At 60.5% G+C, this 14,385-nt stretch carries 14 protein-coding genes; 8 read left to right on the top strand and 6 right to left on the bottom strand.

Annotation, left to right across the window (positions count from 1 at the left end):
• The first annotated feature begins 18 nt into the window (after window positions 1-18).
• Window positions 19-297 carry a winged helix-turn-helix domain-containing protein gene (locus CRO23_RS06040; protein WP_016926751.1) on the top strand — a complete coding sequence of 93 codons (279 nt, stop codon included), beginning with the start codon at window positions 19-21 and terminating at the stop codon, window positions 295-297.
• A 32-nt stretch (window positions 298-329) separates the two neighbouring features.
• Here the strand turns inward: CRO23_RS06040 and CRO23_RS06045 are convergent, their stop codons facing one another.
• Both CRO23_RS06045 and narQ read right to left on the bottom strand, forming a co-directional pair.
• Complete coding sequence (locus CRO23_RS06045) at window positions 330-962, bottom strand: response regulator (RefSeq protein ID WP_004941753.1); 633 nt, start codon at window positions 960-962, stop codon at window positions 330-332.
• A 161-nt stretch (window positions 963-1,123) separates the two neighbouring features.
• A complete protein-coding gene (gene narQ / locus CRO23_RS06050; RefSeq protein ID WP_016926752.1) occupies window positions 1,124-2,800 on the bottom strand; it encodes a nitrate/nitrite two-component system sensor histidine kinase NarQ in 1,677 nt (558 codons plus the stop codon).
• A gap of 358 nt (window positions 2,801-3,158) precedes the next feature.
• Between narQ and nudK the strand changes: the two genes are divergently transcribed.
• A complete protein-coding gene (gene nudK, locus CRO23_RS06055; RefSeq protein WP_016926753.1) occupies window positions 3,159-3,734 on the top strand; it encodes a GDP-mannose pyrophosphatase NudK in 576 nt (191 codons plus the stop codon).
• A gap of 50 nt (window positions 3,735-3,784) precedes the next feature.
• On the opposite strand, the gene tkt is transcribed toward nudK, so the two are convergent.
• From tkt to rpiB, 3 genes are all read right to left on the bottom strand, one after another.
• The gene (gene tkt / locus CRO23_RS06060) at window positions 3,785-5,779 is read right to left on the bottom strand and encodes a transketolase (RefSeq protein WP_033632127.1); all 1,995 of its coding nucleotides are present in this window, start codon (window positions 5,777-5,779) and stop codon (window positions 3,785-3,787) included.
• An 18-nt stretch (window positions 5,780-5,797) separates the two neighbouring features.
• Window positions 5,798-6,748, bottom strand: a complete 951-nt coding sequence (gene tal, locus CRO23_RS06065; RefSeq protein WP_016926754.1) for a transaldolase — start codon at window positions 6,746-6,748, stop codon at window positions 5,798-5,800.
• 193 nt (window positions 6,749-6,941) lie between these two features.
• Window positions 6,942-7,400 (bottom strand): ribose 5-phosphate isomerase B, encoded by a 459-nt coding sequence (rpiB, locus tag CRO23_RS06070; protein ID WP_004936593.1) that lies wholly within the window; start codon window positions 7,398-7,400, stop codon window positions 6,942-6,944.
• Window positions 7,401-7,718: 318 nt separating this feature from the next.
• On the opposite strand from rpiB, the gene CRO23_RS06075 reads away from it, so the two are divergent.
• From CRO23_RS06075 to CRO23_RS06100, 6 genes are all read left to right on the top strand, one after another.
• Window positions 7,719-8,831, top strand: a complete 1,113-nt coding sequence (locus CRO23_RS06075) for an MDR/zinc-dependent alcohol dehydrogenase-like family protein (protein WP_028127773.1) — start codon at window positions 7,719-7,721, stop codon at window positions 8,829-8,831.
• A 66-nt stretch (window positions 8,832-8,897) separates the two neighbouring features.
• Window positions 8,898-10,166: an MFS transporter gene (locus CRO23_RS06080; RefSeq protein ID WP_004936588.1), complete on the top strand. Its 1,269-nt coding sequence runs from the start codon at window positions 8,898-8,900 to the stop codon at window positions 10,164-10,166.
• 35 nt (window positions 10,167-10,201) lie between these two features.
• Entirely contained in the window at window positions 10,202-10,972 is a 771-nt protein-coding gene (locus tag CRO23_RS06085) for an SDR family oxidoreductase (protein WP_097101567.1), read from the top strand.
• 29 nt (window positions 10,973-11,001) lie between these two features.
• A complete protein-coding gene (locus CRO23_RS06090) occupies window positions 11,002-12,003 on the top strand; it encodes a dihydroxyacetone kinase subunit DhaK (RefSeq protein WP_033639686.1) in 1,002 nt (333 codons plus the stop codon).
• A 3-nt stretch (window positions 12,004-12,006) separates the two neighbouring features.
• Window positions 12,007-12,663, top strand: a complete 657-nt coding sequence (gene dhaL, locus CRO23_RS06095) for a dihydroxyacetone kinase subunit DhaL (RefSeq protein ID WP_033639687.1) — start codon at window positions 12,007-12,009, stop codon at window positions 12,661-12,663.
• 95 nt (window positions 12,664-12,758) lie between these two features.
• A complete protein-coding gene (locus tag CRO23_RS06100; RefSeq protein WP_004936575.1) occupies window positions 12,759-13,721 on the top strand; it encodes a sugar-binding transcriptional regulator in 963 nt (320 codons plus the stop codon).
• A 66-nt stretch (window positions 13,722-13,787) separates the two neighbouring features.
• Here the strand turns inward: CRO23_RS06100 and CRO23_RS06105 are convergent, their stop codons facing one another.
• The gene (locus tag CRO23_RS06105) at window positions 13,788-14,381 is read right to left on the bottom strand and encodes a lytic polysaccharide monooxygenase (RefSeq protein ID WP_004936574.1); all 594 of its coding nucleotides are present in this window, start codon (window positions 14,379-14,381) and stop codon (window positions 13,788-13,790) included.
• Window positions 14,382-14,385 lie beyond the last annotated feature (4 nt).

Genomic DNA, 14,385 nt, shown 5'->3' on the forward strand with positions numbered 1-14,385 from the left:
TTACAGCAGGAGCTTGGCATGGGAATTAACCCGGTATTTGCCCGTCGGCTTTATTTATGCTGGCTGATCAGCCACAGTGAACGGCCCAATGTGCCGCGGTTGATGGCGCTGACCGGTTGGCCGCGCCGCACGTTGCAGGATGTGCTGAAGGCGCTGCCCGGCATGGGCGTCGAGCTGCAGTTCGTGCAGCAGGGCGTGCGCAACAACGACGGTTTTTATCAGTTGGAAAGCTGGGGGCCGTTCAACAAGAGCTGGGTGCATCAGCATCATCAGGCGCTGCTCGGCGCCATCGAGTAGGCGGCCCCGGCGTATTGGCCGGGGCGGGGCGATCAGTGGCTTTTGTACTCCAGGTACATCACCGTCGCCGCCACGCGAGAACGCACGTCCAGCTTGCGCAGTATGTTGCGGATGTGCACCTTCACGGTTTCTTCAGAGATATGCAACTGCGCCGCCACCTGTTTGTTGGACAGGCCGCGCGCCACCTCTTGCAAGACGTCCAGTTCGCGTTCGGTCAAGGCGGTGAAGGGATCGCGCTGCTCGCTGCGCGCCAGCAAATAGTCGGCCATGGCGTCGCTGATCACGTTTTGCCCCTCGGCGGCGGCGCTGATGTGTTCCAGCAGCTGCTCCGGTTCACTGTCTTTCAGCAGATAGCCGTCGGCGCCGGCGTCGATCAGCGCATACAGATCGCTGCGCGCGTCGGAGACCGTCAGCACGATGATGCGCGCGTCTACGCCTTCGTCGCGCAGAGCCCGCAGCGTATCCAGCCCGGACATGCCCTTCATGTTCAGATCCAACAAGATCACGTCGGGCGCGTGCTGCAGCGCCAGCGCAACCGCCTCGCTGCCGTTGCCGGCCTCCGCCACCACGCCAAATCGCGCATCCAGTCCCAGCAGTTGTTTGATGCCGCGCCGCATCAACGGATGATCGTCAACGATCATGACTCGGTATTGCTTCATCACCATGAAAAATGCTCCCTGTAGCAAGTAAAGCCACTCAAACGCGCCCGGAGGCGTGCTTCACAGTGGGACTGTCTCTTCAAAAATAGCGGCATTCTGCACCGCAAACCTCTCCGGGCGGCCTTCTGCCCGGCGGCAACCGTAACGCAGAGTGAACAGCCGCAAGGTCAGGGCGAGAATGTCAGGCAGACCGCCGTGCCGCCGCGGCTTCTGCGCCGGATGCGCAGCGTTCCTCCCAGTCGCGCCGCGCGTTCGCTCATGATGGTCAAGCCGTAATGCCCTTCCGGTTCTTCCAGACTGGCGATGCCGCAACCGTCGTCGGTAATGCTGAATACGTTGTCGCCTGCGGCGTTGACCTCGCAACACACCGCGATCTCGCTCGCTCCTGCGTGCTTGACGGCATTGAGCACCGCCTCGCGCACGATCTGCAGCGCGTGCACCTGCTGCTGGGCGTTGAGCGCCTGCGAGGGCAGCCGACAGTGTAACTGAATCCGCGCGGGGGTTAGCGCCTTTAATGGCTGCAACAGTTGCTCCAGCGCGGCATTCAGATCCGCCTCCTGAATGTTGAGGCGGAAGGTGGCCAGCAATTCTCTCAGCTGGCGATAGGCATCGGCCAGCGTGCGATCGAAATCGTCGATAATCGTCTGCGCCGCCGGATCGTCGGCGGCGCGCCGGAGCAGCGTCAACTGGATGCGCAGGAACGACAGCGTCTGCGCCAGCGAATCGTGCAGCTCGCGGGCGATGGTCCCACGCTCTTCCATCAACAGCAGATATTGGTGCTGCTTTTGCGCCCGGTTGAAGTAGACGCCGCGCCCCAGCATGTTGGCCAGGCTCTGCATCAGGTGAGGATGCGGCGGCTGCGCTTCGGGCTGCCATCGCAATTCACCCAACAGTTTATCGCCTTGGGTGATCGGCAGCGCGCTCCAGGTTTGCGCCGGCGCCGGCTCTCCTTCGTTCAGTTGCCACTGGCCATGATCGTCCGCCACGTTCAACCGGATGCAGCGCAGTCGTTCGCTTTGGCGCACGATGCGCAGCACATTCTCGAATGCCTGCTGATCGATCTGGCGCACGCTCAGCGCCTGTGAACAGCGATACAGCACCTCCAGCGTTTCGTTGGCCTGCTGCAGGCGCTGGGTTTTTTCCTGCACTTTCAGCTCCAGCGACTGATAGAGCCGGGCCAGCTCGTCCGACATGGCGCTGAAGGTTTGCGACAGCACGCCGAGCTCGTTCGGCAGCGCCACGTCCAGCTGCGGGTGGCGAAAGTCGCGCTGTTGCACGCGCTGGCTGGCGTCGACCAGGTGCTGCAGCGGCGTGACCACCTGGCGGCGCATAAAGCGGATGCAGAACAGCACCAGGCCGATGATGGCGGCGTAGCCCAGTACGCTGACGGCGGCCACCAGGGTGAGTTTCAACTCGGAATAACGCTGCAGAGCGGAAACAAAATGATCGACGCGGTTGACGTAGCCGGCGACCTCCGCCCGGTAGGCGGCGGCCTGCCCGTCGCGGATCTGCCGCTCCATCGCTTGCCATGTTCGTTGCAGCGCCAGATAGTGGTTGCGCACCTCGGCCGGGACGTAAAAGCGCGCCAGCTTTTGCAGCGCCGGCGCCTGCAAAGATTGCCGATACTGCTGCAGGTGCAGCTCCAGCTCCGGGCTCTGTCGATCGAGATCAAAGGCCAGGCGGTAGCTTTGCATGCGCAGCGAACCGGCGATGTTGATCGCCTCGGCATCGCTCTGGCTGCCGGCGACGGTCGTCAACGCCAACCCGGTGGCGAGCACCGACAGTATCACGATGCCGAACAGCGCCCTGGCCAGGCTGCCGGTCACGGAACGTTTAACAAGCAATCACGGAATCCTTTTCTCTCAGGTGAGGGCTGCGCCAGTTTCATTCGAAAGCAAAACTATAACTTTTGCAACTAAATTGCACCGCGATTTGTATCAAGTTGTCAACAAAACGGGAACAATTGTCGTCGTGTAATCAAATGAATAGCGAAATGCCCGCCGATGTTCAGCCGCCGCCCGGTTTCCACTGAGGATTTGTCTTTGCGGATGCGATTCGTCTGTCAGATTATGCGTCTGCCCACGATGTCTTTTTAATCCTGGTTTGCCCGGAGAGGCGTTGTGATTTTTGTTGCAAATCGTCTGCTGCGGCGCAGCGTAATCGCGGTATGATTTTCACGTTGCAACTCAAGGAAAAAGGGTCATGTCGTCGAAAATTGAGAATGTGAAGAAAGAGCTGTTGTCGGACAACTGGTATGTGCTGCACAAGTACACGTTCGATCTGAAACGCAAAAACGGCGGTTCGGTGCAACAGATGCGCGAGGTTTACGATCGCGGCAACGGCGCCACCATTTTGCTGTACAACCGCGCCAAGGGCACGGTGGTGCTGACCAACCAGTTCCGCATGCCGACCTACGTCAACGGCAACGAAAGCGGCATGCTGCTTGAGGCCTGCGCCGGTCTGCTGGACGCCGATTCGCCGGAGCAGTGCGCGCGCCGCGAAGCGGTGGAAGAGACCGGTTTTCAGGTGGGCGAGGTCAAGAAAATCTTCGAAGCCTACATGTCGCCGGGCGGCGTGACCGAGATCGTGCACTTCTTTATCGCCGAATACCATGACGATGAGCGGCGCGCGGCCGGCGGCGGCATTGAAGATGAAGATATCGAAGTGATCGAACTGCCGTTCAGCGACGCGGTGGCGATGATTGCCGATGGCCGCATTAAAGACGGCAAGACCATCATGCTGCTGCAGTATTTGCAGATTCATCGGGTGATGGAATAAAAAAAGCCGGTCATGATGACCGGCTTTTTTATCGGCTGGCGCCAGGCCGCTTACTTCAGCAGCGCCTGCGCCTTCGCCACCACGTTGTCCACGGTGAAGCCGAACTCGGCGAACAGCTGCTCCGCCGGCGCCGACTCACCGAAGGTGGTCATGCCCACGATGGCGCCGTTCAGCCCCACGTACTTGTACCAGTAGTCCGCGATACCCGCTTCCACCGCCACACGCGCCGTCACCGCCGCCGGCAGCACCGACTCGCGGTACGCCGCATCCTGCTTGTCGAACGCGTCGGTCGACGGCATTGACACCACCCGCACCTTGCGGCCCGCCGCGGTCAGCTTGTCCGCCGCTTCCACCGTGATGCCCACTTCAGAGCCGGTGGCGATCAGGATGACGTCCGGCGTGCCCGCGCAGTCTTTCAGCACGTAGCCGCCGCGGTACACGTTCGCCAGCTGCTCTGCGGTGCGCGGCTGCTGGGTCAGGTTCTGGCGCGAGAACACCAGGGTGGTCGGGCCGTCGTTGCGCTCGATGCCGTACTGCCACGCCACCGCCGATTCCACCTGGTCACACGGGCGCCAGGTGCTCATGTTCGGGGTCACGCGCAGGCTCGCCAGCTGCTCCACCGGCTGGTGGGTCGGGCCGTCTTCGCCCAGACCGATGGAGTCGTGGGTGTAGACGAACACGTTGCGCAGCTTCATCAGCGCCGCCATGCGCACCGCGTTGCGGGCGTATTCCACGAACATCAGGAAGGTCGCCGAGTACGGCAGGAAGCCGCCGTGCAGCGCGATGCCGTTGGTGATGGCGGTCATGCCGAACTCGCGCACGCCGTAATGAATGTAGTTGCCCGCCGGGTCAACGTTCAGCGCTTTCGAGCCGGACCACATGGTCAGGTTGCTCGGCGCCAGGTCGGCGGAGCCGCCCAGGAACTCCGGCAGCACCTTGCCGAACGCTTCCAGCGCGTTCTGCGACGCCTTGCGGCTGGCGATGTTGGCCGGGTTGGCCTGCAGTTTTTCCACGAACGCTTTGGCGTCAGCTTTCCAGTCGGCCGGCAGCTCGCCGTTCATGCGGCGCTTGAACTCGGCGGCCAGTTCCGGGAAGGCCCTGGCGTAGGCGGCGAACTTGTCGTTCCAGGCCGCTTCCTTGGCCTGACCGGCTTCTTTGGCGTCCCACTGAGCGTAGATGTCCTGCGGGATTTCAAAGGCGGCGTATTTCCAGCCCAGCGCTTCGCGGGTGGCGGCCACTTCGGCGGCGCCCAGCGCGGCGCCGTGCACGTCATGGGTGCCGGCCTTGTTCGGCGAACCGAAGCCGATAACGGTCTTGCACATCAGCAGTGACGGCTTGTCGGTCACCTTGCGGGCTTCTTCAATCGCGGCCTTGATGGCGTCCGGGTTGTGGCCGTCGACGTTGCGCACCACGTGCCAGCCGTAGGCTTCGAAACGCAGGGCGGTGTCGTCGGTGAACCAGCCGTCGACGTGGCCGTCGATGGAGATGCCGTTGTCATCGTAGAAGGCGGTCAGCTTGCCGAGCTTGAGGGTGCCGGCCAGGGAGCAGACTTCGTGCGAGATGCCTTCCATCATGCAGCCGTCGCCCATGAAGGCGTAGGTGTGGTGGTCGACGATGTCGTGGCCGGGGCGGTTGAACTGCGCCGCCAGGGTGCGTTCGGCGATGGCGAAGCCGACGGCGTTGGCGATGCCCTGGCCCAGCGGGCCGGTGGTGGTTTCAACGCCCGGGGTGTAGCCGTACTCCGGGTGGCCCGGGGTTTTGGAGTGCAGCTGACGGAAGTTTTCCAGCTCGCGCATCGGCAGGTCATAGCCGGTGAGGTGCAGGAGGCTGTAAATCAACATGGAGCCGTGGCCGTTGGAGAGCACGAAACGGTCGCGGTCAGCCCAGTGCGGGTTAGTCGGGTTGTGGTTGAGATAGTCACGCCACAGGACTTCGGCGATGTCCGCCATGCCCATAGGGGCCCCCGGGTGGCCGGAATTTGCTTTTTGTACGGCGTCCATGCTGAGTGCGCGGATAGCGTTGGCAAGCTCTTTACGAGAAGACATAACGAAACTCCAGTGCGATTACAGTTGAGCGGCCAACATGTCTTCCAGCTTCTGCTGGTCGACGGCGAACAGGCGAATGCCTTCGGCGAGTTTTTCCACCGCCATGGCGTCCTGGTTGTGCAGCCAGCGGAACTCCGCTTCGGCCAGCGGGGCAGGTTGGTGGAAGCCCTCGGTCGACGGGGTCAGCTTGCGCTCGACCGGCTGTTCGCTGTTTTTCAGCTGTTCCAGCAGGTTCGGCGCGATGGTCAGGCGATCGCAGCCGGCCAGCGCCAGGATTTGCTCAACCTTGCGGAAGCTGGCGCCCATGATCACCGTCTGGTAACGATGACGCTTGTAGTACTCATAGATGGTGCGCACCGATTTCACGCCCGGATCCTGATCGGCGTCGTAGTCGGCGGCAGGCTGTTTGGCCTGATACCAGTCATAGATGCGGCCGACGAACGGCGAGATCAGATACACGCCGGCTTCGGCGCAGGCGCGGGCCTGGGCGAAGGAGAACAGCAGCGTCAGGTTGGTGTTGATGCCTTCTTTTTCCAGCTCTTCGGCGGCTTTGATGCCTTCCCAGGTGGAAGCCAGTTTGATCAGGATGCGCGATTTGTCGATGCCCTGTTCCTGATACATGCCGATCAGTTTGCGCGCTTTGGCGACGCACATGCCGCGATCGAACGACAGGCGGGCGTCCACTTCGGTGGAGATGCGGCCCGGCACGCTTTTGAGGATCTCGACGCCGATGTTGACCGCCAGTTTATCGCTGGCGTTGATCAGCTGGGTTTCCTTGCTGCCGCCCTGGCGGCGGGCATACTCCAGCGCTTCGGTGATCAGCGCTTTGTACTGCGGCAGCGCGGCGGCTTTCAGGATCAGCGAAGGGTTGGTGGTGGCGTCCTGGGGTTCGAACTGGCGGATGGATTCGATATCGCCGCTGTCGGCGACCACCGTGGTCAGCTGCTTGAGTGCGTCTAATTGATTCATTGATAAGCTCCTTGACCAAGCTCAATGTAGGGAAATGAGAACCTTTTTCATCATAGGGGGAACACACTGCATCATCGGATCGAGAATGAAAATGCGCTTTTTCTGATTGTTGCGATGGATAATAACAATGAATGCCGAATAAACCCAGGCGGAGCGCGGCTTGCGCGCGACCGCCATCGAGACTGCAGGCGGTTTAACGCCGTCCGGCCGCGTTTTCGTAATAGCCGATTCGCTCGACTTTCGGCGCCGATCCTCCCCCTTCAAACTCCGATTCCAGCCAGGCATCGACGATGGTTTTCGCCAGTTCGGCACCGATGACCCGCGCGCCCAGCGTGATGATCTGAGCATCATTGCTTTTGCGCGCCCGTTGGGCGGAGTAGGTATCGTGACATTGCGCCGCACGAATGCCGGGCACTTTATTGGCCACGATGCTCATACCGATGCCGGTGCCGCACAGCAGGATGCCCCGCCGATGTTTTTCCTCCCGTATCGCCTGCGCGACGCGATAGGCGATATCGGGATAGATCCCCGTTTCTGCGGCGCGATCCGTCGTGTAGTCAATGACGGGGATGTCCCGTTGTTGCAGGTGGGCAACGATCAGATCCTTCAGTTCAATGGCGGCATCATCGGCGCCGATGGCGATAGGCAGCATAGCGGTCTCCTGATTGGTAACGAAAAGGGTGGCGATCCTCGGTGGCGCCACGTTCATTACCGTATCCCTGTTTAATCAAATGTTCAATTGATGTTCTTTTGTTTTTTGCTGGATTTTTCAGTTTGCCACTGTAAAAGGTGATATCAGTCACTAAAAAAGGGCTTTCAATCGTTGTTTACCCTAGTTGAGACGGGTTTTTGAGCGATATCACACTTTGATAAGTTCACTGTGGGCAAATTGAACGCGCGGCGTTAGTGTTCATTTGTTCTTTGTTTGTATTAATGATCAAAATAAGTTCCCCTACCAGAGGAGAGTGCTATGTGTCAGACCTGCATAACAGAGGCGAAAATGGCGGCCGGTATCCCCGAGATCATGAAGGCGGTTGTGGCGTACGCCCCGAAAGATTACCGCCTGGAACAGGTGCCGGTACCGAAGATCGGCCCGAAAGAGATCCTGGTGAAGATCGAGGCCTGCGGCATCTGCGCCGGTGATGTTAAAGCGTTCGAAGGGGCGCCCAGCTTCTGGGGCGATGAAAAACAACCGGCGTACATCAAGGCGCCGATGATCCCCGGCCATGAATTTATTGGCCATGTCGTGGGGTACGGCGAAGGCGTCGAGGGCTTCAATCTCGGCGATCGCGTGATATCAGAACAAATCGTTCCCTGCTGGCAATGCCGCTTCTGCAACCGCGGTCAGTATTGGATGTGCGAAAAGCATGACCTGTACGGTTTCCAGAAAAACGTTAACGGCGGCATGGCCGAGTACATGAAGTTCACCAAAGAGGCGATTAACTACCATGTGCCGGCCGACCTGCCGATCGAAAAAGCCATTCTGATCGAACCCTATGCTTGCTCCTTCCATGCGGTGCAACGCGCCAATATCAAACTGGGCGATGTGGTGGTGTTGGCCGGCGCCGGCACTCTGGGGCTGGGCATGATCGGGGCGATCAAAAAGTCCGGGCCTTCGAAGCTGGTGGTGCTGGATCTGTCCGACGAACGTCTGGCCTTGGCGAAGCGCTTCGGCGCGGATGTGACGCTGAATCCCACCCGTGACGACGTGCCCGCCGCGGTTAAAGCGATGACCGACGGCTACGGCTGCGACATCTACATCGAGGCGACCGGCGCACAGAAGTCCGTGGAACAGGGCCTGACGCTGATCCGCAAGCTCGGCACCTTCGTCGAATTTTCCGTGTTCAAGGATCCGGTGACCGTCGATTGGAGCATCATCAGCGACCGCAAGGAGCTGGACGTGCTCGGTTCGCACCTCGGCCCTTACTGCTACCCGCTGGTGATCGAAGGCATCGCCAATGGCGATCTGCCGACCGAAGGCGTGGTGACGCATACGTTGCCGCTGGAACAGTTCGCCGAAGGTTTCGAGCTGATGAAGCGCGGCATCGGTTCAATCAAAGTGGTGCTTAATCCAAACCTCTGAAACCTGCGTCGTTCCTCGGGGGCGGGCGAGCCTGCGCCTCCATAATCACATGTGCTGGGGTGTTCTATGTTGCATGGACTGATTCATCGCATTGGTCTGTCACCGAAACTGCTGCTGGGCTATGCCGGCGTGTTGGTGTTCATGATGGGCGAAGGGCTGGAACAAGGATGGCTGTCGCCTTATTTGATTGGCAAAGGGCTTAGCATTCAGGAATCGGCGCTGCTGTTCAGCGTTTATGGCTTTGCGGCCGCGATCGCCGCCTGGTTTTCCGGCGTGCTGGCGGAAATCTTTACCGCCCGGCGGGTGATGTTGGCCGGCCTGCTGCTGTTTCTATTCGGTTCGGTGTGTTTTTTGACGTTCGGCCTGCCGAGCAACAACCTGGCGATCATGGTGCCGACCTATGCGCTGCGCGGCTTGGGCTATCCGCTATTTGCCTACGGTTTTCTGGTGTGGGTGGCGTATGAGGCGCCGCCGGAAAGGCTGGGGTCGGCGGTGGGGATTTTCTGGTTCGTCTACAGCGGCGGGCTCAGCGTGCTGGGCGTGCTGTATTCCAGCATCATGCTGCCTTATCTCGGCGAGATCCACACGCTGTGGAGCGCGCTGATTTTCGTCGTGCTGGGCGCGGTGATTGCGCTGATGCTCAATCGCGACGACGGTGCGGCACAGAGCGGCAACCGGGAAAAAGCGTCGCTGGGTTACGTCTTGAAGGGCATCACCATCGCGTTTGAAAACCCGAAGATTGGCCTGGGCGGCATCGTGCGCACCATTAATACCTCTGCGGCTTACGGCTTCGTCGTATTCATGCCCATGTACATGATGGATATGGGGTTCACCCGCACGCATTGGCTGCAGATGTACGCCGCGCTGTGGACGGTCAACATCATTTTCAACCTGATTTTCGGCGTGATCAGCGACGGGCTCGGCTGGCGCAATGTGGTGATGTGGTTTGGCTGCGTCGGCTGCGCCTTGACCACGCTGATGTTCTACTACGTGCCGCAATTCTTCGGCGCCAATTATCTGCTGACCGTGTGCGCCGCCGGGTTGTTCGGCGCCTGTCTGGCGGCGTTTGTGCCGTTGTCGGCCATCATGCCGTCGCTGGCGCCGGATAATAAGGGCGCGGCGATGTCGATTCTCAATCTGGGCGCCGGCCTGAGCACCTTTGTCGGCCCGGCGGTGGTGGGGCTGTTTATCGGCAGTCTCGGCACCGTTGGCGTGATCTGGATCTTTACCGGCTTGTACCTGTTCAGCGGCGTGCTGATGAAATTTGTCACGCTGCCGAAAGAAAGCGCGACGGCGCAGGAGGAACGCGGCGCGAGTTTGGCGAAAATATCCTGACCGATCGTGAAGTTCACAGTTTTAAGGGGAAATTTATGATTAATCATCAAACTACGGCGCCGAGCGAGCTCTCGCTGCAGGGCAAGGTGGCGCTGATTACCGGCGGCGCTGCGGGGATCGGTCTCGCGATTGCCGAACGCTATCTGCAAAACGGCGCGCGCGTGGCGCTGCTCGATCGGGCGCCGCAGGTTGCGGAAGTGGCGCGACAGCTGGACGCCGAGGCGGCGTTGGGCGTCGTGGCCGACGTCACCGATGCCGCGTCGGTGGAGCGGGCGGTGGCGCAGATTGAGGCGCATTTCGGGCGGCTGGACGTGCTGGTCAACAGCGCCGGCATCGTCGCGCTGCATCCGGCTGAGGAGCTGCCGGAAACGGCGTGGGATGCAACCCTGGCGGTCAATCTGAAAGGCGTGTTTCTTACCTGCCAGGCGGTAGGGCGCCGTTTCATTAGTCAGCGCGGCGGCAGCATCATCAATCTCGCCTCGCAGGCCGGGGTGGTGGCTTTGCCTAATCACCTGGCCTATTGCGCCAGCAAAGCGGGCGTTATCGGGTTGACCCAGGTGCTGGCGCTGGAGTGGGGGCCGCACAACGTGCGGGTCAACGCCATTTCACCCACCGTGGTTTTGACGGAGCTGGGCCGTAAGGCCTGGTCTGGCGAGGTGGCTGAGCAGATGAAGCAGAAAATTCCGCTGCGGCGCTTTGCTGAGCCGCAAGATATCGCCGCCAGCGCCCTGTTTTTGGCCGGTGACGCGGCGGCGATGATCACCGGCGCCAACCTGGTGGTCGACGGCGGTTACACCATTCAATAATTTCTTATTCAGGCGACAGAGAGGCCGCGATGAACAGAATCATTAACGATCCCGATCACGTAGTGGAAGACGCCATCCAGGGCTACAGGCTGGCCCACCCGAACTATTACGCCGCCACCGACAATGCGCGGGTGTTGAAATATCCGCCTGCGCCGATCGCCGGCAAAGTGGGCATCGTCACCGGCGGCGGCTCCGGCCATGAGCCGGCGTTCCTGGGCTATGTCGGCAAAAACATGCTGGATGCCGTCGCGATTGGCGAGATTTTTTCATCGCCTACGGCGGGGGCTTTTCTCGACGCCTTCAAGGCGGCGGACAGCGGTGCGGGCGTCGCTTGCCTGTACGGCAACTACGCCGGCGATAACATGAACGTCAAGATGGCGATCAAGAAGGCGACGGCGGCCGGCATACGGGTGAAAACCGTGGTGGCCAACGATGACGTCGCCTCGGCGCCGGCCAGTGAGAGGGATAAGCGACGCGGCGTGGCCGGCGAAATTCTGATGTGGAAGGTCGGCGCGGCGGCGGCGGCCAAGGGATACGATCTGGACGGCGTGATCGGCGCGGCGCAAAAAGCCATCGACCGGTGTCGTTCGATCGGCGTCGGCCTCAGTTCCTGCACCATTCCCGCGGTCGGCAAACCCAATTTTCATATCGAAGACGGCAAGATGGAGATCGGCATCGGCCATCACGGCGAACCGGGCATTGAGGTATCGCCGATCCAGTCGGCGTCGGCGATGGCCGGCACCATGCTCGATTTTGTGCTCAACGATATGCCGTTGGAACAAGGCCAGGAGGTGGCGTTGCTGATCTCCGGGCTTGGCGCCACGCCGGTGATGGAGCTGTATATCTATTATGCCGAAATAGAGCGCCGGTTGACGGCGAAAGGCGTGCGGGTGCATCGGCGCTACGTCGGCAATTACTTCACGTCGCTGGAAATGATGGGCGTGACGCTGACGCTGATGACGCTGGATGACGAACTGAAAACGCTGCTGGACATGCCGGCGCAATCTTTAGGCTTAACCCAGGTGGAGTGAATCATGACGGAACAAATTTCAACCCGGTACGGCAGTGAGATCGTTACGGGGCTGATAGAAACCATTGTCAGCAACCGCGAATACCTCAGCGAAATCGACGGCGCCATCGGCGACGGTGACCACGGCATTAATATGTCGAAGGGATTCGCGATGTGCGGCGATGCCATTCGCGGCCGCGAGCTCACGCTGGCGCAGGCGTTCGATGCGGTATCGGATGCGCTGATGGAGGGCATCGGCGGTTCGATGGGGCCGCTGTACGGCAGCCTGTTCATGGGCATGGCGGAGAGCGTCCGTGAGCGCAGCGTGCTGGATAAGCAGGCATTTTTGGCGATGTTGCACGGCGGATTGAGCGAACTGCAGGACATCAGCAGCGCGGGCGTGGGCGACAAGTGTCTGATGGATACGCTGATACCGGCGGTGGCGGCGTTTGAGCAGGCGGCCGGGCGCGGTGACGACTTCGCCGCAGCGCTGGAAAAGATGAGGATCGCCGCGGAACGCGGGCGCGATTCCACGCGCGAGCTGGTGGCGAAAATCGGCCGCGCCAGCCGTCTGGGCGAGCGTTCGCGCGGCGTACTGGACGCCGGCGCGGTATCTTGCTGCCTGCTCTTGACCCGATTGGCGGACGAGGTGGAACAACGACTGAATACCGTTGCCGCTTGAACGCGTTATACTAGCGGGCATTCAGCCTTGTCGGAGGGGCGTGTATCGTCCCTCCGCCATCATCAACCGGCCTGCCGTGGGGAAACGTCTAACGGATGGAAAAACAAACTGTGTCCCAGGATAACGAACTGCTGACCGAAATCGCCGTTGCTTATTATCAGGATGAGATCACGCAGGAAGAGATCGCCAAAAAATTCGGCATCTCACGGATCAAAGTCGGTCGTTTGCTCAAGCGCGCCAAGGAAGAAGGCATCGTCGAGATCAACGTGCGTTATCACCCGGTATTCAGCACCCGGCTGGAACAGCAGATGATGGAACGTTTTCCCATCAGCCGCGCGTTGATCGCGCTCGACCATCAGGACGAAGAGGAACAGCGTCGGCAGGTGGCGGCGCTGGTGTCCAACTATCTGGCGATGTCGCTGAAAGACGATATGGTGTTGGCGGTCGGCCAGGGACGCAACGTGGCGGCGATCGCCGATCACGTCGGCAGCGTGACGGAACGCAACTGCAAGTTCATCTGCGGCATCGGCGGCACCCACCGTCCGGGCGATGCGATCAACGCCGACCATATCAGTCGGCGCTTGGCGAAGAAGTTCGGCGGCAGCAGCGAGACGCTTTACGCGCCGGCCTACGTCGAAAATCGCGCGCTGAAAGACGCCTTCATGCAGAACGGCACGATCAAGGAAACGCTGGACCGCGCGCGTAAGGCCGATGTGGCGTTAGTCGGTATTGGCGACATGAATGAAAACAGCTATATGGTGAAATTGGGGTGGTTTACGCCGCACGAGATTATCGACGCCAGCCTTAATCAGGGCGTGATCGGCGACATCGCCGGCTATGACTTTTTCAATGCTCAGGGGCAGCATGTCGACACGGTGATGAATGACAGAGTGATCGGGCTGAGCATTGATGAGCTGCGCAAAATCCCTTGCGTGATCGCCATTGCTTCCGAGAATACCAAGGCGTTGGCGATTTTGGGCGCTTTGCGCACCGGCGCCATCGACATTATCGCCACCAGCGCGCTCAATGTGCGCACTATCCTCAACATGTCGCAATAGCGGCACCTGCAAAAAAAAAGGGTTCAGCGCCAGGCTGAACCCTCAACGATCTCTTCATTTGACCGATTATTTGCTCAGGTTGACGTCGATCGCCTGATAGAAGGCGTTGGCGGTGTCGGCTATGTCCCACACGGCAAGGATCACGTGCGAACCGCTGCGATCTGCCGGTATGTTGCACTGGTGGGTGACCTGTGCGGCAGGGATGGCGCCGCCGTCGTTGAACTGGCAGAACGGCGTCAGGTCAAAGGAAGCGCGGGTCAGCGGCTGCGAAGCGTCCCAGTTCGGCTTGGTGATGAAATAGCGCCAGCTGGTGGTGCTGTGACGGGCGGTCAGCTTCCAGGTAAAGGAGTTCGGGCCGGTTTTCAGGTTGAGCTTGTTCCAGCGCGTCGGCGTTTGCTGATCCAGTTCGAAGAAGGTGGACTTGTCGGCGCTGGCGATGTGGCCGTCAGCCGGGCCGGCCTGTGGGAAGCCTTTCAGGCCTTCGACGCTCTGCGGTTCGTACTGCACGCTGCCGCACTGCGTGTTGAGCTGCAGTTTGCACTGATAGGCGCGGCTGGCCGGCGATTCGACATAACCGTGAGCATTCGCCTGTTGTGAAACGCCGAACATGGCCGCGCTCAGCAGGCCCAGAGAGAGCAGGGTACGGGAAGTTTTGTTCATAAGT

It is taken from the genome of Serratia sp. JKS296, assembly GCF_900215445.1.
Lineage (GTDB): Bacteria > Pseudomonadota > Gammaproteobacteria > Enterobacterales > Enterobacteriaceae > Serratia > Serratia marcescens.

Excerpts from the sequence above, each read along its gene's own strand:
- CRO23_RS06075 (WP_028127773.1), top strand. The coding sequence starts at position 7,719 with ATGTGTCAGACCTGCATAACAGAGGCGAAAATGGCGGCCGGTATCCCC.
- rpiB (WP_004936593.1), bottom strand. The coding sequence starts at position 7,400 with ATGCTGCCTATCGCCATCGGCGCCGATGATGCCGCCATTGAACTGAAG.
- dhaL (WP_033639687.1), top strand. The coding sequence starts at position 12,007 with ATGACGGAACAAATTTCAACCCGGTACGGCAGTGAGATCGTTACGGGG.
- CRO23_RS06090 (WP_033639686.1), top strand. The coding sequence starts at position 11,002 with ATGAACAGAATCATTAACGATCCCGATCACGTAGTGGAAGACGCCATC.
- CRO23_RS06085 (WP_097101567.1), top strand. The coding sequence starts at position 10,202 with ATGATTAATCATCAAACTACGGCGCCGAGCGAGCTCTCGCTGCAGGGC.
- CRO23_RS06040 (WP_016926751.1), top strand. The coding sequence starts at position 19 with ATGGGAATTAACCCGGTATTTGCCCGTCGGCTTTATTTATGCTGGCTG.
- CRO23_RS06105 (WP_004936574.1), bottom strand. The coding sequence starts at position 14,381 with ATGAACAAAACTTCCCGTACCCTGCTCTCTCTGGGCCTGCTGAGCGCG.
- tal (WP_016926754.1), bottom strand. The coding sequence starts at position 6,748 with ATGAATCAATTAGACGCACTCAAGCAGCTGACCACGGTGGTCGCCGAC.
- tkt (WP_033632127.1), bottom strand. The coding sequence starts at position 5,779 with ATGTCTTCTCGTAAAGAGCTTGCCAACGCTATCCGCGCACTCAGCATG.
- CRO23_RS06045 (WP_004941753.1), bottom strand. The coding sequence starts at position 962 with ATGGTGATGAAGCAATACCGAGTCATGATCGTTGACGATCATCCGTTG.
- CRO23_RS06080 (WP_004936588.1), top strand. The coding sequence starts at position 8,898 with ATGTTGCATGGACTGATTCATCGCATTGGTCTGTCACCGAAACTGCTG.
- nudK (WP_016926753.1), top strand. The coding sequence starts at position 3,159 with ATGTCGTCGAAAATTGAGAATGTGAAGAAAGAGCTGTTGTCGGACAAC.
- CRO23_RS06100 (WP_004936575.1), top strand. The coding sequence starts at position 12,759 with ATGGAAAAACAAACTGTGTCCCAGGATAACGAACTGCTGACCGAAATC.